At 69.0% G+C, this 22332-nt stretch carries 24 protein-coding genes; 18 read left to right on the top strand and 6 right to left on the bottom strand.

All coding sequences use genetic code 11. The features are described 5' to 3' along the window. Positions 1-66: 66 nt before the first annotated feature. The 5 genes from ABDV68_RS07435 to ABDV68_RS07415 all read left to right on the top strand — a co-directional run bounded on the left by ABDV68_RS07435 (position 67) and on the right by ABDV68_RS07415 (position 5559). Positions 67-1212 carry a DUF3089 domain-containing protein gene (locus ABDV68_RS07435; RefSeq protein ID WP_343519147.1) on the top strand — a complete coding sequence of 382 codons (1146 nt, stop codon included), beginning with the start codon at positions 67-69 and terminating at the stop codon, positions 1210-1212. After that, positions 1209-1670, top strand: a complete 462-nt coding sequence (gene ruvX, locus ABDV68_RS07430; RefSeq protein ID WP_343519146.1) for a Holliday junction resolvase RuvX — start codon at positions 1209-1211, stop codon at positions 1668-1670. The genes ABDV68_RS07435 and ruvX overlap by 4 nt, the downstream gene beginning before the upstream one ends. A gap of 63 nt (positions 1671-1733) precedes the next feature. Continuing rightward, the gene (locus tag ABDV68_RS07425; RefSeq protein ID WP_343519145.1) at positions 1734-3317 is read left to right on the top strand and encodes a peptidase S10; all 1584 of its coding nucleotides are present in this window, start codon (positions 1734-1736) and stop codon (positions 3315-3317) included. Between the two features lie 44 nt (positions 3318-3361). Next, positions 3362-4354, top strand: coding sequence for an aspartate carbamoyltransferase catalytic subunit (locus ABDV68_RS07420; RefSeq protein ID WP_343519144.1), 993 nt, complete (start codon positions 3362-3364; stop codon positions 4352-4354). Continuing rightward, positions 4351-5559, top strand: a complete 1209-nt coding sequence (locus ABDV68_RS07415) for a dihydroorotase (protein ID WP_343519143.1) — start codon at positions 4351-4353, stop codon at positions 5557-5559. Before ABDV68_RS07420 ends, ABDV68_RS07415 begins: the two co-directional genes overlap by 4 nt. A gap of 211 nt (positions 5560-5770) precedes the next feature. On the opposite strand, the gene ABDV68_RS07410 is transcribed toward ABDV68_RS07415, so the two are convergent. From ABDV68_RS07410 to ABDV68_RS07400, 3 genes are read right to left on the bottom strand one after another with little or no spacing between them, the layout of a single operon-like run. Next, a complete protein-coding gene (locus tag ABDV68_RS07410; RefSeq protein ID WP_343519142.1) occupies positions 5771-7126 on the bottom strand; it encodes a tetratricopeptide repeat protein in 1356 nt (451 codons plus the stop codon). Positions 7127-7143: 17 nt separating this feature from the next. Next, positions 7144-7704, bottom strand: a complete 561-nt coding sequence (locus tag ABDV68_RS07405) for a hypothetical protein (RefSeq protein ID WP_343519141.1) — start codon at positions 7702-7704, stop codon at positions 7144-7146. Beyond that, the gene (locus ABDV68_RS07400; protein WP_343519139.1) at positions 7704-8417 is read right to left on the bottom strand and encodes a ParA family protein; all 714 of its coding nucleotides are present in this window, start codon (positions 8415-8417) and stop codon (positions 7704-7706) included. The genes ABDV68_RS07405 and ABDV68_RS07400 overlap by 1 nt, the downstream gene beginning before the upstream one ends. Positions 8418-8604: 187 nt before the next feature. On the opposite strand from ABDV68_RS07400, the gene ABDV68_RS07395 reads away from it, so the two are divergent. Then, positions 8605-9615, top strand: a complete 1011-nt coding sequence (locus ABDV68_RS07395; RefSeq protein ID WP_343519138.1) for an SPOR domain-containing protein — start codon at positions 8605-8607, stop codon at positions 9613-9615. A gap of 49 nt (positions 9616-9664) precedes the next feature. Here ABDV68_RS07395 and serB read toward each other — a convergent pair whose 3' ends face one another. Beyond that, entirely contained in the window at positions 9665-10543 is an 879-nt protein-coding gene (serB, locus tag ABDV68_RS07390; protein ID WP_343519136.1) for a phosphoserine phosphatase SerB, read from the bottom strand. On the opposite strand from serB, the gene miaA reads away from it, so the two are divergent. From miaA to ABDV68_RS07360, 6 genes are all read left to right on the top strand, one after another. Continuing rightward, entirely contained in the window at positions 10536-11465 is a 930-nt protein-coding gene (gene miaA / locus ABDV68_RS07385; RefSeq protein ID WP_343519135.1) for a tRNA (adenosine(37)-N6)-dimethylallyltransferase MiaA, read from the top strand. The genes serB and miaA overlap by 8 nt on opposite strands. Positions 11466-11554: 89 nt before the next feature. Further along, on the top strand, positions 11555-13300 hold the full coding sequence (locus ABDV68_RS07380) for an acetolactate synthase 3 large subunit (protein ID WP_343519134.1): 1746 nt from the start codon (positions 11555-11557) through the stop codon (positions 13298-13300). A 4-nt stretch (positions 13301-13304) separates the two neighbouring features. After that, on the top strand, positions 13305-13820 hold the full coding sequence (gene ilvN / locus ABDV68_RS07375; protein ID WP_343519132.1) for an acetolactate synthase small subunit: 516 nt from the start codon (positions 13305-13307) through the stop codon (positions 13818-13820). Between the two features lie 117 nt (positions 13821-13937). Continuing rightward, positions 13938-14957, top strand: coding sequence for a ketol-acid reductoisomerase (ilvC, locus tag ABDV68_RS07370; RefSeq protein WP_343519130.1), 1020 nt, complete (start codon positions 13938-13940; stop codon positions 14955-14957). Between the two features lie 215 nt (positions 14958-15172). After that, the gene (locus tag ABDV68_RS07365) at positions 15173-16633 is read left to right on the top strand and encodes an ABC transporter substrate-binding protein (RefSeq protein ID WP_343519128.1); all 1461 of its coding nucleotides are present in this window, start codon (positions 15173-15175) and stop codon (positions 16631-16633) included. A gap of 10 nt (positions 16634-16643) precedes the next feature. Next, complete coding sequence (locus tag ABDV68_RS07360; protein WP_343519127.1) at positions 16644-17063, top strand: DUF4112 domain-containing protein; 420 nt, start codon at positions 16644-16646, stop codon at positions 17061-17063. Positions 17064-17090: 27 nt separating this feature from the next. On the opposite strand, the gene ABDV68_RS07355 is transcribed toward ABDV68_RS07360, so the two are convergent. Then, a complete protein-coding gene (locus ABDV68_RS07355) occupies positions 17091-17543 on the bottom strand; it encodes a hypothetical protein (protein ID WP_343519126.1) in 453 nt (150 codons plus the stop codon). A gap of 31 nt (positions 17544-17574) precedes the next feature. Next, the gene (gene nadC, locus ABDV68_RS07350) at positions 17575-18420 is read right to left on the bottom strand and encodes a carboxylating nicotinate-nucleotide diphosphorylase (RefSeq protein WP_343519125.1); all 846 of its coding nucleotides are present in this window, start codon (positions 18418-18420) and stop codon (positions 17575-17577) included. Between the two features lie 146 nt (positions 18421-18566). Here nadC and ABDV68_RS07345 point away from each other — a divergent pair, with 146 nt between their 5' ends. The 6 genes from ABDV68_RS07345 to ABDV68_RS07320 all read left to right on the top strand — a co-directional run. After that, positions 18567-18890, top strand: coding sequence for a DUF1476 domain-containing protein (locus ABDV68_RS07345; protein WP_343519124.1), 324 nt, complete (start codon positions 18567-18569; stop codon positions 18888-18890). Between the two features lie 2 nt (positions 18891-18892). Beyond that, the gene (locus ABDV68_RS07340; RefSeq protein ID WP_343519123.1) at positions 18893-19135 is read left to right on the top strand and encodes a BolA family transcriptional regulator; all 243 of its coding nucleotides are present in this window, start codon (positions 18893-18895) and stop codon (positions 19133-19135) included. 15 nt (positions 19136-19150) lie between these two features. Beyond that, complete coding sequence (gene grxD, locus ABDV68_RS07335) at positions 19151-19480, top strand: Grx4 family monothiol glutaredoxin (RefSeq protein ID WP_343519122.1); 330 nt, start codon at positions 19151-19153, stop codon at positions 19478-19480. A gap of 41 nt (positions 19481-19521) precedes the next feature. Continuing rightward, positions 19522-20922 carry a glycosyltransferase gene (locus ABDV68_RS07330; RefSeq protein ID WP_343519121.1) on the top strand — a complete coding sequence of 467 codons (1401 nt, stop codon included), beginning with the start codon at positions 19522-19524 and terminating at the stop codon, positions 20920-20922. 293 nt (positions 20923-21215) lie between these two features. Continuing rightward, positions 21216-21584, top strand: a complete 369-nt coding sequence (locus ABDV68_RS07325) for a BlaI/MecI/CopY family transcriptional regulator (protein ID WP_343519120.1) — start codon at positions 21216-21218, stop codon at positions 21582-21584. Further along, positions 21581-22332: M56 family metallopeptidase (locus tag ABDV68_RS07320; RefSeq protein ID WP_343519119.1), on the top strand; the 752-nt coding region annotated here is incomplete at its 3' end. The genes ABDV68_RS07325 and ABDV68_RS07320, both read left to right, overlap by 4 nt.

The following is a 22332-nucleotide window of genomic DNA, read 5'->3' as shown; positions in this document are numbered from 1 at the left end:
CATCGGAACGCGATTGCCGCGCAGCGGTTTATGCTGCAATGCACAACAAAGCGTGGGGAGAGCCTGTTGGCGCGCAAGTTCCTCTATCTGGTGGCGGTTCTTATCGTGCTCGCGATTGCAGCAACCTTTGCTTATCGGATCTGGGGCGCCGAGCTGCTGCGGCAGGCGATGGTTCCCGGTGGCCGTTTCGAATCGCAGGCCGCCCTGCCCACGGACAGCTATGCGCGCCCCGAGATGTGGATGGCGCGGCCCGACAGGCCCCACAATCCGGCGCTGTGGACTCCCGAAGGCTTTGCCGCCGCCGACAAGCCGACGGCCGCGGTGTTCTTCATCCACCCGACCTCCTACCTCAACCGCGCCCGGTGGAACGCGCCGCTCGACGACAAGGAAGCCAATGAGCGGGCGGCCCTGTTCCTGCGCGGCCAGGCGAGCGCGTTCAACGGCGCCGCCGCGATCTGGGCGCCGCGTTACCGCCAGGCGACGTTCGGGGCGTTCCTGACCAGCCAGGCCGATGCGCAGAAGGCGCTCGACCTCGCCTATCGCGACGTCACGGCGGCGTTCGACCAGTTCCTCAAGGAAGCCGGCGACCGACCGGTGATCCTCGCCGGGCACAGCCAGGGCGCGCTGCACCTCACCCGGCTGTTGCACGACCGCGTTGCGGGCCAGCCGCTCGCGAAGCGCGTGGTGGCGGCGTACGTCGTCGGCTGGCCGATCTCCAAGACCGCCGACCTGCCGCGGCTCGGCCTCGCCGAATGCGCGCGCGCCGACCAGACCGGCTGCATCCTCTCGTGGCAAACCTTCGGCGAGCCGGCCGACCCCTCGCTGATCCTCGACACGTTCGACGCCTCGAACGGCTTCACCGGCGCGCCGCGCGCGGGGACGCCGATGATCTGTACCAATCCGCTGACCGGCACGCCCGATGCGCGCGCCGAAGCGGACGCCAATCTCGGGAGCCTCGTCCCCTCGGGCGATTTCTCGAGCGCCACGCTGCAGAAGGGCGCGGTCGCGGCGCGCTGCGAGGGGCGCGGCATCCTGATGATCGGCAACCCGCCCGAGGGGCTGAGCGGGCAATATGTGCTGCCCGGCAACAACTATCACGTGTTCGACTATTCGCTGTTCTGGGCCAATGTCCGCGCCGATGCCGAGCGGCGGCTGGCGGCGTATCGCAAGCAGCGGCTGTCGCGCCTGTTCGGGTTTAGCGGGGCGGGATGATCACCACCGATCGCGCCGCGTTCCGCGAGGCCCTGCCCGATGGCGGGCGGCTGCTCGGGCTCGACGTCGGGACCAAGACGATCGGCACGGCGCTGTGCGACGCGGGCTGGTCGTTCGCGAGCCCGGCGCTGCTGGTCAAGCGGACCAAGTTCACCGCCGACAAGGCGGCGCTGGCGGCCCTGGTCGCCGAGCAGCAGGTCAGGGGGCTGGTGATCGGCCTGCCGCTCAACCTCGACGGCACCGACAGCCCGCGCACCCAGTCGACCCGCGCCTTCGCCCGCAATGTCGAGGACATGGGGCTGCCGGTGCTGCTGTGGGACGAGCGCTGGTCGACCGCGGCGGTCGAGCGGCAGATGATCGCCGAGGACCTCTCGCGCGCCAAGCGGGCCGAGCGAGTCGACAAGCTCGCGGCGAGCTACATCCTGCAAGGCGCGATCGACGCGCTGGCCACCGGCTGACCGGGTTGCGCAGCGCGCGGCGAACGGGCAGCGTCGCGCCGCATCCAGACTCGGGGGACTTCCATGCGCCAGTTGCTTCTCGCCGCCACCTTCCTCGCGCTGCCTGCGCTCGCCCAGGACAAGCCCGCCGCGCCCAAGGACGCCCCGCCGTCGATGAAGGCCGAGGCCGAGGCGGCGCAGGCGCGCCCGCCGGTCGAGGAGCAGAGCGCCGTGAGCAAGGGCAGCGTCACCGTGGGGGGCCAGCGCATCGCCTATACCGCGACCGCCGGCACGCTCACCGTGCGCGACGACGAGGCGAAGCCGACCGCGAGCTATTTCTACACCGCCTATACCCGCGACGGCGGCGGGGCGAACCGGCCGGTCACCTTCTTCTACAATGGCGGACCGGGGTCGCCGACGATCTGGCTGCACATGGGCAGCTTCGCCCCGGTGCGCGTGACCACCGCCAACCCGGAATATATCCGCCCCGCCCCCTACGGCTTCGGGCCAAACCCCTATTCGCTGATCGACAAGAGCGACCTCGTCTTCATCGACATGATCGGCGCGGGCTGGTCGCGGCCGCTCGGTGACAAGACCGGCAAGGACTTCTGGGGCGTCGACCAGGATGCCGAGGGCTTCGCGCGGGCGATCACGCGCTATATCGCCAAGAACAACCGCTGGCGCAGCCCCAAGATCCTGTTCGGCGAAAGCTACGGCACGTTGCGCAACCCAGTGGTCGCGGCGAAGCTCGAGCAGGCCGGGATCAGCCTCAACGGCATGGTCCAGTTCTCGACGATCATGAACTATGGCGTGCGCCAGACCGGCTACGACCAGAATTACCTGACGCTGTTCCCGACGATGGCCGCCACGGCGTGGTATCACAACCGCCTGCCCAATCGCCCGGCCGACCTGCGCGCATTCCTCGACGAGGTGCGCGGCTTCACCACCGGCGCGCTCGCCGCCGCGCTGGCCAAGGGATCGAACATCACCACGGCGGAGAAGGCGGCGGTGGCGAAGCAGATGGCCGCCTATATCGGGCTCAGCGAAGCGTTCATCCTGCGCGCCGACCTGCGCATCGACCTGGCGCATTTCCAGACCGAGCTGCTGCGCGACCGGCGGCTGGCGGTGGGGCGGCTCGATTCGCGCTACACGCTCAACATGACCGACGCGAATGCCGACAGTCCGGGCGACGACCCCTCGTCGACCGCGGTGTCGGGCGCGTTCGTCGCGACGTTCCAGGACTATGCGACGCGCGTGCTCGGCTACCGGACCGACATGCCCTACCGCATGACCGCGCGCGGGCCGGGGTTCAACTGGGACTGGAGCCACCGCCCGCCCAACGCCACCAATCCGCAGACCACGCCCAATTCGGGGCTCGACCTAGCCTGGACGATGCGCACCAACCCCTATCTCAAGGTGATGTTCGTCAATGGCTATTACGACTTCGCCACCGCCTTTTTCGGCGCGGAGTTCGACGCCTCGCACATGCTGCTCGACGAAGCGCTGCAGCGGAACATCGACTTCACTTATTATGAGGCGGGGCACATGGTGTACCTCAACCCCGACGAGCTCGCGAAGATGCACGGCGACCTCGGCCGCTGGTACGACAAGGTGCTCGACGCCCCGGCCCGCCCGGCACCGCGGCCGGGGACTCAGCCCGGGCAATGAGCGCGCTTGCGCCCCCCGCCCCGCCCCGCTAACCGACGGCTTTAATGCAGCCGCCGATCGATCATCGCCCCGGCGCCCAGATCCAGGGGCGTGCCGTGTTCCCGCACGCGCATCTGACGGGCATTTCGGGCCTCCAGCCGCACGAGATATTGTTCCTGCTCGACGAGGCGGAACAGTGGATCGAGGCCAACCGCACCCGCGCCAAGAGCGATCACCGGCTCGACGGGCTCACGCAGATCAACGCCTTCTTCGAGAATTCGACGCGCACGCTGCTGTCGTTCGAGATCGCGGGGAAGCGGCTCGGCGCGGACGTGGTCAACATGCATGCGGCGCAGTCGAGCGTGAAGAAGGGCGAGACGCTGATCGACACCGCGGTGACGCTCAACGCGATGCGCGCCGACGTGATCGTGATCCGGCACATGAGCTCGGGCGCGGTGCAGCTGATCGCCGACAAGGTCGACTGCCCGGTGCTCAATGCCGGCGACGGCAGCCATGAGCACCCGACCCAGGCGCTGCTCGACGCGCTGACGATCCGGCGCCGGCGCGGGAGCATCGCGCACCAGCGCGTGGTGATCTGCGGCGACATATTGCATAGCCGCGTCGCGCGCTCGAACATCCTCGCGCTGACCGCGCTGGCGGCCGAGGTGCGCGTGGTCGCGCCCTCGACGCTGATGCCGGCGGCGATCGAGAAAATGGGCGTCACCCCCTTCACCGATTTCGACGCGGCGCTCGACGGCGCCGACGTGGTGATGATGCTGCGGCTGCAGAACGAGCGGATGTCGGGGGCCTACATCCCCTCGACGCGCGAATATCACCTCAACTACGGGTTGACCGAGGAGCGGCTGAAGCGTGCCAAGCCCGACGCGCTGGTGATGCACCCCGGGCCGATGAACCGCGGGGTCGAGATCACCTCGAGCGTCGCCGACCTGCCCGGCCGCTCGGCGATCACCGAGCAGGTCGAGATGGGGGTGGCGGTGCGCATGGCGTGCCTCGACGTGCTGACCCGGCGCGCGCGCGGCGTGGAGGGTTGGGCATGAACCTGATCTTCCGCAACGCCCGGCTGGTGTGTCCCGAGGGCGGCGAGCGCGAGGGCGAGCTCTACGTCGCCAATCACGAGATCGCCGCGCAGGCGCCCGACGGTGCGCGCGTGATCGATTGCGGCGGCAGGCTGCTCGCCCCTGCCCTCACCGATCTCGGCGTGTTCGCGATGGACAAGGCGGCGTGCCGCGCCGGCGGGATCGCGCGCATCGGCCTGATGCCCGACCAGTCGCCGGTGCTCGATGGCCCCGGCATCGTCCAGCGTGCCGCCGACATGGGCAAGCCGGAATTGTGGGTCCATCCGATCGCCGCGGCGACGCGCGGGCTGGAGGGCAAGGACCTCGCCGAGTTCGCGATCAACGCCGAGGCCGGCGCGCGCGCCGTCGCCACCGGTCGCAGCTGGATCGCCGATTCGGGCGTGATGCGCCGCGTGCTCGCCTATGCGCGCGACTGCGGGCTGACCGTGATCGCACATGCCGAGGATGGCGGGCTTGGCGGGCAGGCCGTGGCGACCGAGGGCGAGACCGCGACGCGGCTCGGCCTGCCCGCCGCGCCTGCGGTCGCCGAAGCGCTGGCGATCGCCCGCGACCTGATGCTGGCGCAGGAAACCGGCGCGGCGATCCATTTCCGTCAGGTCACGACAGCCTACGGCTTCGACCTGATCCGCGAAGCCAAGTCGAAGGGCCTGGCCGTTACGTGCGGCATCACCCCGGCGCATCTGCTGCTGTCGGACATCAACGTCACCGATTTCCGCACCTTCGCCCGCCTCTCCCCGCCGCTCCGTGACGAAAGCGACCGGCAGGCTGCGCTGGAAGCGCTGGCCGACGGCACGATCGACTTGCTCTGCTCGAGCCACGATCCGCGCGGACCCGAGGAGAAGCGCCTGCCCTTCGCCGATGCGATGCCGGGCATGGCGGGTGCCGAGACGCTGCTGGCGCTCGGCCTGGGGCTGGTGCGCGACGGGCGCATCGCGCTCGGCCGGCTGTTCGCACTGGTTGCGAGCAATCCCGCGAAACTGCTTGGGATCGAAGCCGGAACGCTGGCGCCCGGCATGCCCGCGGACCTGGTCCTGATCGATCCCGACGCGCCGTGGCAGATCGACTCCGACCGCATGGCGGGCAAGGCCGGCAACACGCCGTTCGACGGGCTGCCCGTCCAGGGCAAGGCGGTGCGGCTGTTCAAGGGCGGCGCCGAGATCGGCTGAGCCGCCGCGAGAAATGCGATTCCCAATCCTCCCCCGCCAGGGGGAGGTGGCGCCGAAGGCGTCGGAGGGGAGGAGCACCACCGTTCTGGCATCCTCCCCCTCCGTCAGGCTACGCCTGCCACCTCCCCCTGGCGGGGGAGGATTTGGCAAAGACGAAAAAGGCCGGGCGATCCGCCCGGCCTTCCCCCTTTTTTCTGCTGCGCGCCGGCACTTAGCGCGAAGCGACTTGCACGCGTGACGGCTTTAACCAGCTCGCGGCCTTGTCTCCGGCGCCGGTGCGCACGAAGCAGTTGCCGCCGCCCGCCCGCACCTTGCGGCACAGCGTGTCGGCACCCGCACGGTCGAACCCGCCGACCGCGAGGCGGTGGAAGGTGCCGGCGCCGGTCGAGATGCTCGCGCTGGTCGGGGTCATGCCCTTGAGCACCGGGATGCGCTTGCTCGCGCGGCCCCAGGCATCCTGCGCGACACCCGCGCTGTCATAGGCGCCGAGCTGGACGAACCAGCTGCCCTTGCCCGGCTTGAACTCGGCGATCTCGGCCTTGGCCGGGACCTGGAGCGGCTTGCGCGCGCCGGTCTCGACCTTGGCGAGCGCCGGCTTGACCGCCGCGACGGGGACCGCCTGGACGATTTCCGCGCGCGGCGCGAAGGTGATCTGCTGACCGCTCGGCGCGGTGATCGCGGGCGCGGCGGTCTCGCCGGTCATCGCGACGTCGACGGCCGTGGCGGGCGCCGCTGCCGCTGCCGCGGTGCCCGTGTCGGGCATGTAGGTCTCGACCGGATCGGCAACCTGCTGCGCCGCAACCGCGGTCGTCATCGAGTTGGCGAGCGCGAGCTGCTGCGGCTGGCCGTTGTCGGCAATCGGCGTCACGCCGAGCAGTGCGGCGACCTGGTCGTAGGCGTTCTGCGGGCGCGAGAAGCTCGCCCACTGCATGATGCGGCCGTCGAGCTGGTCGGGCGACAAGTCGATCCCCGCCACCGCGCGCGCCTGCTGCCAGTTGCCGGCGAGCGCCAGCGCGAGCGCGAGGTTCTGGCGAGTCTTGGCGTCAGCGCCGGGCTGGCGCGCGGCGTCGGTGAGCAGCGCGATCGCCGAGCCGGGATCGCCGGCCAGCGCGATGGCCAGGCCGCGGTCGCTCGCGGGGATATGCGAGGCATGCGTCTCGAGCGTCTGACGCGCGGTGTTCCACTCGCCGGTCGCGATCTGCGCGAGCGCGAGGTTGAGTGCGGTGCGGCCATTGGCCGGATCGAGCGACAGCGCCTCGCCCAGCGCCTGCGCCGCCGAGACGAAGCGGCCGGCCAACAGATAGGTCTCGCCGAGCAGCTGGCGATATTCGCCGTTCTTGGGATCGTAGGTGACCGCGGCTTCGGCGTGAGTCACCGCCCGCTGCGCGTCGCCGGCCTTGAGCGCGTTGCGCGCCGCCTTGGCTTCCTTGCCGGCGGCCCGGGCGTCCTGCGTGACGACCTTGTTGCCGGCGACGGCAAAGGCGCCGACGAGCGCCGGGCCGCCGATCACGGGCGCGCCGAGCACCAGCGCCGAGACGGTGATGGTGAGAATGCGACGTGCGTTCATGGCTCCAATTCCCCTGATCAGCGAGCCTTGCCCGCCGGGAGCTGGCCAGCCAGCGCCCCGACTTCGGGCAGAGTTTCGAGAAACGCGTCCAGCGCCTCGGTGACGAGCAGCTGCGCCGAGCGGCCGGACAGCGCCGAGGCGAGGCGCAGCTTGAGATGACGATCGGTGTCGAGCCGCAGCGTGAAGGCGGCCTTGCCCTTCTTGGCCGCGACCTCGCGCCCGATACGGGCGGCGGTGGCGGTCGAGACGGGGCGCGGCGCGGGCTCCCCGGCCGGCTCCGGCGCGTGCACGGCCTCGAAGACCGGCTCGGGCGCGGGCCCAGGCTGAGCAACCGGCTGCGGTGCGGGCGTGAATTCCTCGGCGAGGACCTGGCGCTGGGCCAGGACCGGCGGCACCGGGCCGGTAGCGGGCGCCTGGGCGAACCCCTCATGCCCCATGTCGTTCCAGCCGAGATCGTCGAGCGAGGTGCCCGGATCGAGGCCGACGAACCCCTGCGGGCGCATCGCCGGGCGCGCCTGGCCCTTGCGCGCGAGCAGCCCCGAGGAAAGCGAGGCGGCGGGCTTGGCGGAGCCGAACATCAGCTCACCACCCGGCGGCCGAAGCCACCCTGCGGACGCCCGGCGAACGCGACATGAGTCGTGGCGGGCGCGGTGAACACGGTACGGCGGAAATTCTTCTCGAGCCGGTCGTTGATGTAGGACCACAAGGCGGTGACCTCGAGCGAGGACTTGCCGTTGGGGTCGATCTCCATGACGGTGCGGCCGTCGATCATCGACGATGCGAAATCGGTGCGCTGATGCAGCGTCACCGGCGCGACCGTGCCGTGCTGCGACAGCGCGACGGCGGCTTCGCTGGTGATCTTCGCCTTGGGCGTCGCCGCATTGACGACGAACAGCAGCGGCTTGCCGGCGCGATCGCACAGGTCGACCGTGGCGCCGACCGCACGCAGATCGTGCGGCGAGGGGCGCGTCGGGATGACGATCAGCTCGGCGACCTGGATCACGCTCTGGATCGCCATGGTAATGGCGGGGGGCGTGTCGATCACGGCGAGGCGGAAGCCCTGCTGGCGAAGGACCTCGAGGTCCGCCGCGAGCCGCGCGACCGTGGTCTGGGCGAAGGCGGGGAAATCCGTCTCGCGCTCGTTCCACCAGTCCGAAAGCGACCCCTGCGGATCGATGTCGATGAGGACGACGGGACCATGACCCGCACGCTGCGCCTGCACCGCCAGGTGCCCGCTCAGCGTGGTCTTGCCCGAACCACCCTTTTGTGATGCCATCGCGAGTACGCGCATCTACCCCTCTGAAATCCCGGTTGCCCGACGCTGGGATGCCAGTGGGAAGCTAAGAAGCGGTTAATGGCGCGGCGACGAAACGCGTCACGGTCCGTTGCGTGCTTAACCGTAGCTCAAGCATTTCTTGGCCAGAGGATGGTTAACTGGCATTATCCAAGCAATGCCGAGCGACCGGGGGACTGGTGGTATGCGTAAGATTTCATGGGCGATGCTGCTCGCGGCGGCGGCGCTTCCAGCTGCGCCCGCGCTGGCGGACGTCAAGGCCGGGGTCGATGCCTGGCAGCGTGGCGACTACAAGAAGGCGATCGCCGAATGGCGCGGACCCGCGGTGGCGGGCGATGCCGATGCGCAGTTCAACATGGGCCAGGCCTACAAGCTCGGCCGCGGCGTGCCGACCGATCTCGCCCAGGCCGAGGAATGGTACCGCAAGGCCGCGCTGCAGGGGCATCCTCAGGCCGAGGAGAATTACGGCCTCACCCTGTTCGAGAACAACAAGCGGATGCAGGCGGCCGAGTGGCTGCAGCGCGCCGCTTCGCGCGGGGAGCCGCGCTCGCAGTACGTGCTCGGCACGATGTACTTCAACGGCGACGGCGTGGAGAAGGACTGGATCCGCGCCTATGCGCTGACGGTGCGCGCGTCGGCGAGCGGGCTGGCGCAGGCATCGAGTGCGCAGGCGCAGATGGACCGCTATATCTCGCTCCAGGACCGCCAGAAGGGCCTCGAGCTCGCACGCCAGTACGAGCGCGACGCGAGCCGGCCGCAGGTCGCCGCGGCGACGCCGCCCTCGGGGACGCGGCCGGGCGGTGGCTCGATCAAGCGCACCGAGGTCCCGCCTTCGACCGCCCATCCGCGGCCGATCCCCGGCGATCGGGATGGCGAGCCCGCCGACACGCGGCCCGCGCCGCCGGTGGTGCGGCCGGCGCCGCGCCAGACTCCCCGCCCCGTCCAGCCCAAGCCGGTTGTCGCGCAGCCCGCGCCGGTGCGCGACGGCGGCTGGCGGCTCCAGCTCGGCGCGTTCGGTGATCCTGGCAATGCGCGGAAATTGTGGTCGCAGGTCGGCGGGCGCTTCCCGGGGCGGCAGGTCTATTACGTGAAGTCGGGCAAGCTCACGCGCGTGCTGGTCGGCCCGTTCGCGTCCAGCGGCGAGGCGAGCGGCGCATGCCGCGGCGTGAGCCCGTGCGTGCCGGTGCGGAACTGATCGTCCGCCTCACTATCGTCCGTGCTCTGCACAAGCAGGAGCGCTTATTCTAGTCGGCCCATTCGGCACGCGGGATGCCCTGGGCGTAGAGCAAGGCCGTGAGGTCGCCATGGTCGATCCGCGCGCCCGCCGCGGCGGCGACGATCGGCTTGGCGTGATAGGCGACGCCGAGACCCGCCTGCTTGATCATCGCCAGGTCGTTGGCGCCGTCACCTACCGCCATCGTCGCGCTCGCATCGAGGCCGAGCTCGGCCATCGCGTTCAGCAGCGTGGTTTCCTTGGTCGCGGAATCGACGATCGGCTTGGTCACCATGCCGGTGAGCGCAGCGGCGTCGATCAGCAACTCGTTGGCGATCACGCGGTCGAATCCAATCTGCTCGCCCACCGGCTCAGCGAAGCGGGTGAAGCCGCCCGAGACGAGGATCGTGGTCGCGCCCTGCGCCTTCATCGTCTGCACCAGCGTGCGTGCGCCGGGCATCAGCTGGACCCGCTCGGCGAGGCAGCGGTCGATCGCGTCGGCGCCAAGCCCCTTGAGCAGCGCGACGCGCGCGTCGAGCGCTGCGGCGAAATCGAGCTCGCCGCGCATCGCGGCTTCGGTGACCTCGGCGATCTGCGGCTTGATCCCGGCATAGTCGGCGAGCTCGTCGATGCACTCGACGGTGATCATGGTGGAGTCCATGTCGGCGACGAGCAGACGCTTGCGGCGGTTCTGCTCCGGCTGGACGACGATGTCGACGCGGCCGAACGCGCCCTCCAGCGCGGCGCGCGCCTGGTCCGGGTTCTGCGCAAAGGCGACATCCGCCGCCTTGTCCGCCTCCAGGATGCGGATTTCGCCCGGGGCGCAGCCGGCATCGCGCAGCTTTTCGTGCGCGGAGGAAATATCGCCCGCTTCAAGCCAGTCCGCTGCTATCAGCGTCGCGATGAACATGCCACACTCCCGTAAGCCAAGGGTGGCGCTCATTGCAGGGCCGACCGCCAGCGGCAAGTCCGCATTGGCGATCGAACTCGCCGAGCGCACCGGCGGCAGGGTGATCAACGCGGATTCGGCACAGGTGTATGCCGAGCTGCGCGTGCTGAGCGCGCGGCCTTCCGCCAAGGACGAGGCGCGGGTACCGCACCGGCTGTTCGGCCATGTCGCAGGGACCGAGGATTATTCCGCCGCGCGCTGGGCGGAGGAAGCCAAGGCGGAGATCGCAGCGGCGCACGAGCATGGCAGCCTGCCGGTGCTCGCGGGCGGGACCGGCATGTATATCCGCACGTTGCTCGAGGGGATCGCGCCCGTGCCGGAGATCGATCCGGCGATCCGTGCGGAGGTGCGCGCCCTGCCCGTCTCGGAAACCCATCGGCTGCTCGGTGAGGTCGACCCCGAGGCTTCGGCTCGTCTCAACCCGGCCGACACTACCCGCGTCGCCCGCGCGCTCGAGGTGGTGCGTTCGACCGGACGCACCCTCGCCGCCTGGCAGGCCGAGCGCGTCGGCGGGATCGGCGACGCGATCGACCTCGCCCCGCTCATCCTGCTGCCCGACCGTGCGTGGCTGGCCGAGCGGTGCGACCGGCGGCTGGTCGCGATGTTCGGCGAAGGGGCGATCGACGAGGTGCGCGCCCTGCTCGCCCGCGACGACATCCCCGCCAACGCGCCGGTGCGCCGGGCCATCGGGGTCGCGGAAATCGCCGCGTTTCTAGAGGGTTCGCTCACCCGGGCCGAAGCGCTGGAACGCGCGCAGGCAGCGACGCGGCAATATGCCAAGCGTCAGTACACCTGGCTGCGGCACCAGCCACCGGCCGATTGGCCCCGCACTGGATCGACAGATATTTCCAAACAGAAGGCACATTTCGCACGATTCTTATAATCTTTACGCTTGACACGTAGTTTTCATACGCATAGCAGCGCCCTTCCCGTGCTGCTATTGCAGTGCGGCAAATTCATGGGAGACACGCAGTGACCGAGAAGAGCGGAGCAGACATCCTGATCGAGGCGCTGACCGACCTCGGTGTGGAGGTCGTGTTCGGCTATCCCGGCGGCGCGGTGCTCCCGATCTACGACGCGATCTTCCAGCAGCAGAAGATCCGCCACATCCTCGTCCGCCACGAGCAGGCGGCGACACATGCGGCGGAGGGCTATGCCCGCGCCACCGGCAAGCCCGGCGTGGTGCTCGTCACCTCCGGCCCCGGCGCGACCAATGCCGTCACCGGCATCACCGATGCGTTGATGGATTCGATCCCGATGGTCGTCATCACCGGCCAGGTGCCGTCGCACCTGATCGGTTCGGACGCGTTCCAGGAAGCCGACACGGTCGGCATCACGCGCCACTGCACCAAGCACAACTATCTGGTGAAGGATCCCGCGCAACTGGGCACCGTGGTCCATGAGGCCTTCCATATCGCCACTTCGGGCCGCCCGGGCCCGGTGGTGATCGACATCCCCAAGGACGTCCAGATCGCGACGGCACGCTATGCCAAGCCGGGTCCGATCCAGCACAAGACCTATCGCCCGCAGGTGAAGGCCGACAAGGCACTGATCGAGAGCGCGGTCGAGATGCTGGCGGCGGCGGAGCGGCCGATCTTCTACACCGGCGGCGGCGTGATCAACGCGGGCCCGCACGCGGCGGAACTGCTGCGCGAGCTGGCGGCGCTGACCGGCGCGCCCGTCACCTCGACGTTGATGGGCCTCGGCGCCTTCCCGGCCTCGTCGGATCAGTGGCTCGGCATGCTCGGCATGCATGGCACCTACGAAGCCAATTACGCGATGAACCAGGCCGACCTGATCATCGCGCTGGGCGCTCGCTTCGACGATCGCGTGACCGGGCGGCTCGACGCCTTCGCCCCGCATGCGCGGAAGATCCATATCGATATCGACCGTTCGTCGATGAACAAGACGGTGCGCGTCGACCTGCCGATCGTCGCCGATGTCGGCCACGCGCTCGAGGACATGATCCGCATCTGGAAGACGCGCGAGCATCCCAGGCCCGACCTCGGCGAATGGTGGAGCCGGATCGAGGGCTGGCGCGCTGTGCGCTGCCTCGACTTCCCCGAGGATACGAACGAGATCATGCCGCAGCGGGCGATCCGCGCGCTGTGGGAAGCGACGCGCGACCAGGCGCCGATCATCACCACCGAAGTCGGCCAGCACCAGATGTGGGCGGCGCAGCACTTCCACTTCGAGGCGCCCAACAAGTGGCTGACGAGCGGCGGGCTCGGCACGATGGGCTATGGCCTGCCCGCGGCGATCGGCGCGCAGCTCGGCAATCCGGGGGCGCTGGTGATCGACATCGCCGGCGAGGCGTCGATCCAGATGAACATTCAGGAGCTGGCGACGGCGACCCAGTATCGCTTGCCGGTCAAGATCTTCATCCTCAACAACGAATATATGGGGATGGTGCGCCAGTGGCAGGAGCTGACCTATTCCAGCCGCTATTCCGAGAGTTACAGCGACGCCTTGCCGGACTTTGTGAAGCTGGGCGAAGCCTATGGCTGGAAGGGCATCCGGATCGAGGGGCTCGACCAGCTCGACGACGGCATCGCCGCGATGCTGGCGCATGACGGGCCGGTGATCGTCGATTGCCGGGTGGCCAAGCTCGCCAACTGCTTCCCGATGATCCCGTCGGGCGCCGCCCATACCGAAATGCTGCTCCAGGCCGCCGAAGTCTCCGGCGAAATGGACGACGAAGCCAAGGCGCTGGTCTGAACCCATGCACATCAAGGAAGAGAAAGCCGAGCGGCATACGCTTGCCGTGATCGTCGACAACGAGCCGGGCATCCTCGCCCGGATCGCCGGCCTGTTCACCGCGCGCGGCTACAACATCGAGAGCCTGACCGTGTCCGAGATCACCTCCGACAAGGCGGTGAGCCGGATCACGATCGTCACCTCGGCCAGCGCGCATGTGCTCGAGCAGATCGTGGCGCAGCTCGACCGGCTGGTGCCGGTGCACAAGGTCCACGACCTCACCGCCGAGGGCGAGCATGTCGAGCGCGAACTGGCGCTGGTCAAGGTCGCCGGCACCGGCGATCACCGGATCGAGGCGCTGCGGCTCGCCGACGTCTATCGCGCCAGGGTGGTCGACGCGACGACCGCGAGCTTCGTGTTCGAGGTGACGGGCAGCACCGAGAAGATCGACAAGTTCATCGAGCTGATGGGCGAGGTCGGGCTGATCGAGGTCGCGCGGACCGGCATCGTCGCGATCTCGCGAGGGAAAGAGGCGGCCTGAATTTTTTCTACCGTGCTCCTGCGAACGCAGGAGCCTAGGGCGGCAAGCGAAGCGCCCGAGACTCTGGGCTCCTGCTTTCGCAGGAGCACGCCAAGCCTATGAAGGGAAATCATTGAAATGCGTGTCTATTACGATCGTGATGCCGACCTGAACCTGATCACCGGCAAGAAGATCGCCATCGTCGGCTACGGTTCGCAGGGCCATGCGCACGCGCAGAACCTGCGCGACAGCGGCGTCAAGGAAGTCGCGGTCGCGCTGCGCGCCGGCTCGGCGACGGCGAAGAAGGCCGAGGCTGCCGGGTTCAAGGTGATGTCGACCACCGAGGCCGCGCAATGGGCCGACATCCTGATGATCCTCGCCCCCGACGAGCATCAGGCCGCGATCTGGGACAACGACATCAAGGGCCATATGAAGCCCGGCGCGGCGATCGCCTTCGCGCACGGCCTCAACGTCCATTTCGGCCTGATCGAGCCGCCCGCGGACATCGACGTGATCATGATCGCGCCGAAGGGTCCGGGCCACACCGTGCGCAGCGAATATGTCCGCGGCGGCGGCGTGCCCTGCCTGATCGCGATCCACCAGGACGCCTCGGGCAACGCGCATGACGTCGCGCTGGCCTATGCCTCGGGCGTCGGCGGGGGCCGCTCGGGCATCATCGAGACCAATTTCCGCGAGGAATGCGAGACCGACCTGTTCGGCGAGCAGGCCGTGCTGTGCGGCGGCATCACCCACCTGATCCAGGCCGGGTTCGAGACGCTGGTCGAGGCGGGCTATGCGCCGGAGATGGCCTATTTCGAGTGCCTTCACGAGACCAAGCTGATCGTCGACCTGCTCTATGAAGGCGGCATCGCCAACATGCGCTACTCGATCTCGAACACCGCCGAATATGGCGACATCAAGACCGGCCCGCGCATCATCACCCACGAGACCAAGGCCGAGATGAAGCGCGTGCTTGCCGACATCCAGTCGGGCCGCTTCGTCAAGGACTTCGTGCTCGACAACCGCGCCGGCCAGCCCGAGCTCAAGGCGAGCCGCAAGACCGCCGCCGCGCACCCGATCGAGAAGACCGGCGCCGAGCTGCGCGCGATGATGCCGTGGATCAAGGCGAACCAGCTGGTGGACAAAGAGAAGAACTGAGGGCGTCTGGAGGTAAATCCTCCCCCGCCGGGGGGAGATGGCGCGCGAAGCGCGACGGAGGGGGAGGAAACGCTACCCCTGACATCGTGTCCGCCCCCCTCCGTCAGCCTGCGGCTGCCACCTCCCCCTGGCGGGGGAGGATTGGGGACAGAAAAGATCGGAGAGGATGCTGGGGCGGGGTTGGATTCCCCGCCCCGGCCACATAGACCGGGGGCATGTTCCGCCCCGCCCCGCTCCTGGCCGCCGCGCTCGCGCTGTTCGCGGCGGGGTGCGACCGGCGGCCCGACGATGTCGCGGTGGTGGTGAGCGCGATCGGCGGCGAGACGAAGCTCGCCGACCCGGCCCGCGGCGAGCTCGACTTTGCGGCGCGCGTGGCGCTCGATGCGACCGCGCAGGGCCTGGTCCGCTTCGACGGCAGCGGCGGGATCGAGCCGGGGCTGGCCGAGCGCTGGATCGTCATCGACGGCGGCCGCAGCTACATCTTCCGCCTGCGCGAAGCCGAATGGCCCGACGGCATTCCGGTCGACGCAGCCGACGTCGTGCGGAGCCTCAAGCGCTCGATCGAGCCCAAGAGCCGCATCGCCATCGCCCCCTTCGTCGCGGTGATCGACGAGATCGTCGAGATGACCCCGCGCATCGTCGAGGTGCGCTTGAAACGCCCCCGGCCCGACCTGCTCAAGCTGTTCGCCCAGCCCGAGCTCGCGATCCTGCGCCGCCCGGCGCTGGCGGGTACCGGACCGTTCCGCGCCGAGCGCGGCCAGACGCCGCTGCTGCTGCGCCCCGGCTTCGATCCGTCGCGGGTCGGCGGCGAGACGGTCGAGCCCGACCCCGCCGACGATGTCCGCCTGCGCGGCGAACGCGCGGCGCGCGCGATCCTGCGCTTCGCCGAGCGCGAATCGGACCTGGTGCTCGGCGGCAGCTATCGTGACTGGCCGCTGCTCGCGCAGACCGACATCGCACCGACCAACATCCGGGCCGATCCGGCGCTCGGGCTGTTCGGGCTGGCGATCGTGTCACGCAAGGGCTTTCTCGCGCTGCCCGAGAACCGCGCGGCGATCTCCATGGCGATCGACCGGGCGGCGCTGACCGCTTTGTTCCGGCGCGAATGGCAGCCGGTCGAGACCTTGCTCCCGTCCCGGCTCGATTCCGCCGCCGATCCGGCGGTGCCCGAATGGGCGGTGCTGCCGCTTGAGAACCGCAAGGCCACCGCGCGCAACCGCACCGCCGCGTGGCACGCCGCCAATCGCGACGCCTCGCTCGCGATCCGCCTGGCGATGCCGCGCAGCCCGGGCGCGACGCTGTTGTGGAGCCGGATCGCGCGCGACCTCATGGACATGGGCCTCCAGCCGACCTGGGTCGGCGAGGACGAGGACGCCGACCTGCGGCTGATCGACGAAGTCGCGCCCTATGACAGCGGCCGCTGGTACCTCGTCACCGCCTGCCAGCTGTGCCCGGAACCGCTGATGGCGCAGATCGAGGCGGCGCGCGACGCCCCTACCCTCACCGATCGCGCCCAGCGCATCGCGGACGCCGACATGGCGCTGACCGCGGACGCTGCTTATATTCCGATCGCACAGCCGCTGCGCTGGTCGCTGGTCGCGCTCCGCCTGCGCGCCTGGCAGCCCAACGCCCGCGCCTGGCACCCGCTCACGCATCTGCGCGAAGCGGGACAGTGAGAGGATAGGAATGGCCAAGGCGACCCCGATCGATGACGGACCCAATGCCGGGCTGCCGCTCGGCCGCGACGCGGCTGCAATACGCCGGCGGATCGAGACGATGGAGAAGTTGCTCGAACGCACGCTGACCATCCCCGGCACGCGCCAGACGGTCGGGCTCGATGCGCTGGTCGGGCTGATCCCGGTCGGCGGCGACGTGATCGCCGCGGCGATGGGCGCCTATATGATCTGGGAAGCGCGCAACCTCGGCATGCCGCGCAGCACGATGGTCAAGATGGCGGGCAATGTCGGGTTCGACTGGCTGATCGGGCTGATTCCCGGCGTCGGCGACGTGGCGGACTTCTTTTTCCGCTCGAACACGCGCAACCTCAAGCTGATCAAGCGGCACCTCGACCGCCACCACCCGGGCACCGCGACGATCGAGGGCTGACGCCCCCGACCGGGCTTCAGCGGCGCGTCACTCGAACGGCTTCGCCTCCGCCTCGGGCTCGTTGCCCGCGAACCAGGCGCGCGCATCGGGACGGAACAGCATCCACACCGCATAGGCAGTGAGCGCGAAGGCGAGCAGGCTCAGCGCGACGCTCAGCATGCCGACGATGGGATAGCTCATCAGCGTGAACGGCAGGCCGGCCACCGACAGGCCGAACAGCGCGACCACGACCCATTTGGCGACTTCGCTCGCGCGGCGCGCGGTGAAGTACCACAGCAGCAGCCACAGGATGAGCATGAACACCGTGGTGCCGATCATCATGGTCTGGGCGAGCTCCGCCATCTGCGGGTTGCCGGCGAATCCCGGATTGCCCTCGAGGCTGCCGAGCCGCGTCTTCCAGCCGAGCGCCAGGTTCACCAGCCACAGCACGGTCGAGGCCAGATAGGCCTGTTCGAAACGGACGATCGAAACCGGTCGCATGGATTTTCTCCCCTTTGCGGCCAGCTAAGGCTCAAGCGGGCGCGAAGTCCAGCCCGATATCGACCGCGGGCGCCGACTGGGTGAGCCGACCGACGCTGACATAGGTGACGCCGGTCTCCGCGATCGCGCGGATCGTGTCGAGCCTCACGCCGCCCGACGCCTCGGTCGGCACGCGCCCGCCGACCAGCGTCACCGCGCCGCGCAGGGTCGGCGGGTCCATGTTGTCGAGCAGCAGATGCGTCGCGCCGGCGGCCAAGGCGGGCTCGATCTGGTCGACGCGGTCGACCTCGACGATGATCCGCTCGATCCCGGCGTCGGCCGCGCGGCGCACCGCCTCGCCCACCGAGCCGGCGACGGCGACATGGTTGTCCTTGATCATCGCCGCGTCCCACAGCCCCATGCGGTGGTTCTGCGCGCCGCCCATGCGCGTGGCGTATTTCTCCAGCCGACGCAGGCCGGGGATGGTCTTGCGCGTGTCGAGCAGGGTGGTGCCCGTGCCGGTAATCTTGTCGACATAGGATCGCGCCATGGTCGCGATTCCGGAAAGGTGCTGGACGGTGTTGAGCGCCGCGCGCTCGGCGGTGAGCAGCGCCCGGGCATTGCCGCGCAGGCGCATCAGGTCGCTGCCCGCGGCGACACGATCGCCCTCGCCCGCGAGCAGCTCGATCTCGACTTCCGGATCGAGCGCGCGGAAGAAAGCCGCGGCGATCGGCAGACCGGCGACCACGATCGCGTCGCGGCTGTCCATCACGCCGGTGAACAGCGCGCCGGCGGGAATCACCGCGGCGGAGGTAACGTCGCCCTGCCCCACATCCTCGGCGAGCGTGGCCGCGACGAACGCCGCGAGATCGAAGCCGTCGAGCTGGAATGAGGTCATGCGCGAAGTCCCTGAGCTGTCGCGGCCGGCTATAGCCGATGACGCCGCCGCGCGAAGCCCCGCGCGCGCCGATTGTCCGACGACCCGTTGCCATGCCCCCTTCCCCCTCCTATCTGCCACCCGAAACAATCAAGGGGTGTGTAAGGATGACGACCTTCGACGATCGCGAACGCGCATTCGAAGCCAAGTTTGCGATGGACGAGGAGATGGCGTTCCGCGTCGTCGCGCGCCGCAACCGCCTGCTCGGCCAGTGGGCGGCGGCGAAGATGAACCTCACCCCCGAGGAGACTGACGCCTACGCCAAGGCGGTGGTGCAAGCGGAGTTCGAGGAAGCGGGCGACGAGGACGTGATCCGCAAGCTGCTCGGCGACCTCACCGCCGCCGGGATCGAGACCGACGAGGCGGCCGTCCGCCAGGCGCTCGAGGACCAGATGGTCGAGGCGCGCCGCCAGCTGATGGAGGCCAAATAGCCATGCCGATGGCGGCGGAGGAGATCGAGGCGCTGATCCGCCAGGGCATCCCCGATGCCCGGGTCGAGATCACCGACCTGGCCGGCGACGGCGATCACTATGCCGCCCGCGTGGTGAGCGAGAGTTTCCGGGGCGTACCCCGGATCAAGCAGCATCAGGCCGTCTATGCCGCGCTCGGCGGGCGCATGGGAGGCGTGCTCCACGCGCTCCAGCTCACCACCGCCGTGCCCGCCACCAACGAATGACCCGGAGCGAGTGACATGACCGACGAAACCCAGGCCCACATCCAGCAGATCGTCGACAGCAACGACGTGTTGCTGTTCATGAAGGGAACCCCCTTGTTTCCGCAGTGCGGCTTCTCCAACCGCGCGGTCTCGATCCTCAACCATCTCGGCGTGGAATTCGAGAGCGTCGACGTGCTCCAGGACCAGGCGGTGCGCCAGGGGATCAAGGAATTCTCGGACTGGCCGACCATTCCGCAACTCTATGTGAAGGGCGAGTTCATCGGCGGTTCGGACATCATGATGGAGATGTACGAGTCGGGCGAGCTGGCGCAACTTCTCGGCGAGAAGGGCGTTTCAGCCGCGTAACAACCGCGCGCGTAGGCGCGGTTTTGTAAAGGTAGCGTACCATGTTCGTACAGCCATTGGCTGCCGCGCTCGGCGCGGCGGCGAGGGATCGTGCGTCCCTCACGATCTGCGACCTGACGCAGAGCTATTCGCCGGCCGGAGGCGGCGGCATCAGCACCTACCTGCGCGAGAAGCGCGACTATGTGCTCGACCATACGCCGCACCAGCTGCTCCAGATCGTGCCGGGCCCTGAGGACCGGGTGACGATCAACGGCCGCCACATCTTCGCCGAGGTCGGCGCGGAGCCGGTGCGTGGCAGCCCCAACTACCGCTTCATCCTGCGCACCGACGCGGTGCGCGACCTGCTCGCGCATTACCGCCCCGATATCATCGAATCGCTGTGCCCCTGGGTACTGCCCTGGACCGCCATCCAGCACCGGCGCGACTTTCCCGAGACCGCGCTGGTCGCAGGCTATCGCACCGATTTCCCCAATGCGCACGTCCATCGCGTGGTCGAGGCCAAGGCGGGCAAGCTCGCGGCGCGGTTCATGCGCATGCTCGCTTATGGCTATGCCGAGATCACCTATCGCGAGTTCGACCGCGTCTACACGCTGAGCGAGGACGCGCAGCGCATTCTCGCGCGCAAGACGATCACGCGCACCGACGTGATGCCGCTCGGCGTCGACACGACGATGTTCGCGCCGGCGAAGCGCGACCCCTCCTATCGTGCCTCGCTCGGCCTGCCCGGCGACGGGCCGCTGCTGATCTATGCCGGGCGCATCGACAATGAGAAGCGCGCCGACAAGCTGGTCGAGATGTTCCGCAAGCTGCCCAGGGATCTCGGCGCGGCGATGGTGCTGATGGGCGACGGCAAGCTGCGCGAGAAGCTGATGGCGCGCGCGAACGGGCTGCCGATCGCGTTTCCCGGCTTCGAGAAGGACCGGATCGAGCTCGCCCGCGCGCTCGCCTCCTCGGACATCTATGTCTCGGCGATGGCCGACGAGACGTTCGGCATCTCGGTGCTCGAGGCGCAGTCGTGCGGCCTGCCCGTGGTCGGCGTCGCGAGCGGCGCGATGCCCGACCGCGTACCCGAGGGGTTCGGACTGCTCGGCCGGGTCGACGATACCGGCGCGATGGCCGCTAATGTCGTCAAGTTGTGGAACCAGGGTCCGGAGCTGATCGGCGCGCGGGCGCGGGCGATGGTGGTCGAGAAATATGGCTGGCACCGCACCTTCGAGCGGCTGTTCGGCGACATCTATCCCAAGGCACTGGCCCGCGCCGCGGTTCGCCTCGAAGAGGATGGCGCGAAGCTCCTGCGCAGGCGGCATCGCCGCGACGGCGCGCCGGTGAGCTATGAGCCGCGAAATCGTGCTCCTGCGCAAGCAGGAGCCCAGGACGGCGAAGCGCGGCGCTTGCGACTCCAGGCTCCCGCCTTCGCAGCAGCACCGCAGGCGGGTGGTTAGACGTCCCCAAAAACGGGCAGGGCGGGCAGCATCCGGTAAATGCTGCCCGCCCCTGAAGCGTTACACGGCTTTGTGAACAGTCGTGTGCCCGCATATCTGCAGAGTGCGTGCCAAAATGGGGAAGCCGCAGAAATCCTCCATCTTCATGGTTAACCAAATTTCCGGGTAACACGACCTGTAAGAACCCCCGACACCTCCCTACCCCTTTTTCGCCGGATGCCGTTCAGACAGCGTTCAGCGACTTGACTACAGATGTGGTCGAAACGATTACACGCGTAGTCGAGGGGAGTGAGATGAGCGAACGAATCAGCGACGCCGAGCACGCCGTGATGGAAGTGCTGTGGGACGAATCGCCGCTCACCGCGACCGATGTCGCCGACCGCGTCGCCCCCGCGCGCGGCTGGAGCGCCAACACGGTCAAGACGCTGCTCGGCCGCCTGCTCGCCAAGAACATCATCGGCGCGGACGAGGATGGCCGCCGCTACCTCTATCGCCCGCTGGTGGCGCGCGGCGACTATGTCGAGGGCGAATCGCGCCGCCTGATCGACCGGCTGTTCGGCGGCAAGCTGACGCCGCTGGTCGCCCATCTCGCCGAGCGCGACGCGCTCACCGACGAAGACATCGCCGAAATCGAAGCGCTGCTGAAGGAGATCAAGCAATGATCGCCTGGGTTGTAGAGACGTTCGTCGCGACGACGCTGCTGATGCTGCTGGTGCTTGCGATCCGCAAGCCGGTGAGCCGCCACTTCGGGCCCAACATCGCCTATGCGCTGTGGGCGCTGCCGGTGCTGCGCCTGGCCCTGCCCCCGCTCCCCGAGAGCTGGCGCGCGAGCGCCGAGACCCCGGTCGCGGCGGCGAGCGAGGTCATCACTTACTATGTGGTCGAGCCGATCACGGTGCCGCAAGCCGCGGCGACCGCCGCCGCACCGGTCGCGCAGGCCGCGCCGATCGACTGGTTGCCGATCCTGCTCGCGATCTGGGCGGCAGGCGCGCTCGCCTTTCTCGGCTATCACCTGATCGCCCATGGCCGCTTCTGCGCCCGGCTGCTGCGCCGCGCGCGGGTCGAGCGCACCGTCGCCGAGGGGCGCGTGCATGTGATCGAGACCGACGCGGCCACCGGTCCCCTCGCCTTCGGCATCTGGCGCAAATACGTCGCGTTCCCGCGCGACTTCCACGAGCGCTACGATCCGCTCGAGCGCAACCTCGCGCTCGCTCACGAACTCGGGCACCATCTGCGTGGTGACCTGATCGCCAACTGGATCGCGCTGGTCGTGCTCGCGCTCCATTGGTTCAACCCGGTCGCATGGCGGGCGTTCCGCGCCTTCCGCGCCGACCAGGAGATGGCCTGCGATGCCCTGGTGCTCTCAGGCCGCGCCCCGGCGCTGCGCCACGCTTACGGCCGCGCCATCGT

Source organism: Sphingomonas sp. (genome assembly GCF_039595165.1).
GTDB lineage: Bacteria > Pseudomonadota > Alphaproteobacteria > Sphingomonadales > Sphingomonadaceae > Sphingomonas.
Note: the sequence above shows the minus strand (reverse complement) of the source record. Positions and strands in the feature narration are given on the sequence as shown.

Coding starts and splice junctions, on each gene's coding strand:
- ruvX (WP_343519146.1), top strand. CDS start 1,209: ATGATCACCACCGATCGCGCCGCGTTCCGCGAGGCCCTGCCCGATGGC.
- ABDV68_RS07425 (WP_343519145.1), top strand. CDS start 1,734: ATGCGCCAGTTGCTTCTCGCCGCCACCTTCCTCGCGCTGCCTGCGCTC.
- ABDV68_RS07420 (WP_343519144.1), top strand. CDS start 3,362: ATGCAGCCGCCGATCGATCATCGCCCCGGCGCCCAGATCCAGGGGCGT.
- ABDV68_RS07415 (WP_343519143.1), top strand. CDS start 4,351: ATGAACCTGATCTTCCGCAACGCCCGGCTGGTGTGTCCCGAGGGCGGC.
- ABDV68_RS07410 (WP_343519142.1), bottom strand. CDS start 7,126: ATGAACGCACGTCGCATTCTCACCATCACCGTCTCGGCGCTGGTGCTC.
- ABDV68_RS07405 (WP_343519141.1), bottom strand. CDS start 7,704: ATGTTCGGCTCCGCCAAGCCCGCCGCCTCGCTTTCCTCGGGGCTGCTC.
- ABDV68_RS07400 (WP_343519139.1), bottom strand. CDS start 8,417: ATGCGCGTACTCGCGATGGCATCACAAAAGGGTGGTTCGGGCAAGACC.
- ABDV68_RS07395 (WP_343519138.1), top strand. CDS start 8,605: ATGCGTAAGATTTCATGGGCGATGCTGCTCGCGGCGGCGGCGCTTCCA.
- miaA (WP_343519135.1), top strand. CDS start 10,536: ATGAACATGCCACACTCCCGTAAGCCAAGGGTGGCGCTCATTGCAGGG.
- serB (WP_343519136.1), bottom strand. CDS start 10,543: ATGTTCATCGCGACGCTGATAGCAGCGGACTGGCTTGAAGCGGGCGAT.
- ilvN (WP_343519132.1), top strand. CDS start 13,305: ATGCACATCAAGGAAGAGAAAGCCGAGCGGCATACGCTTGCCGTGATC.
- ilvC (WP_343519130.1), top strand. CDS start 13,938: ATGCGTGTCTATTACGATCGTGATGCCGACCTGAACCTGATCACCGGC.
- ABDV68_RS07365 (WP_343519128.1), top strand. CDS start 15,173: ATGTTCCGCCCCGCCCCGCTCCTGGCCGCCGCGCTCGCGCTGTTCGCG.
- ABDV68_RS07360 (WP_343519127.1), top strand. CDS start 16,644: ATGGCCAAGGCGACCCCGATCGATGACGGACCCAATGCCGGGCTGCCG.
- ABDV68_RS07355 (WP_343519126.1), bottom strand. CDS start 17,543: ATGCGACCGGTTTCGATCGTCCGTTTCGAACAGGCCTATCTGGCCTCG.
- nadC (WP_343519125.1), bottom strand. CDS start 18,420: ATGACCTCATTCCAGCTCGACGGCTTCGATCTCGCGGCGTTCGTCGCG.
- ABDV68_RS07345 (WP_343519124.1), top strand. CDS start 18,567: ATGACGACCTTCGACGATCGCGAACGCGCATTCGAAGCCAAGTTTGCG.
- ABDV68_RS07340 (WP_343519123.1), top strand. CDS start 18,893: ATGCCGATGGCGGCGGAGGAGATCGAGGCGCTGATCCGCCAGGGCATC.
- grxD (WP_343519122.1), top strand. CDS start 19,151: ATGACCGACGAAACCCAGGCCCACATCCAGCAGATCGTCGACAGCAAC.
- ABDV68_RS07330 (WP_343519121.1), top strand. CDS start 19,522: ATGTTCGTACAGCCATTGGCTGCCGCGCTCGGCGCGGCGGCGAGGGAT.
- ABDV68_RS07325 (WP_343519120.1), top strand. CDS start 21,216: ATGAGCGAACGAATCAGCGACGCCGAGCACGCCGTGATGGAAGTGCTG.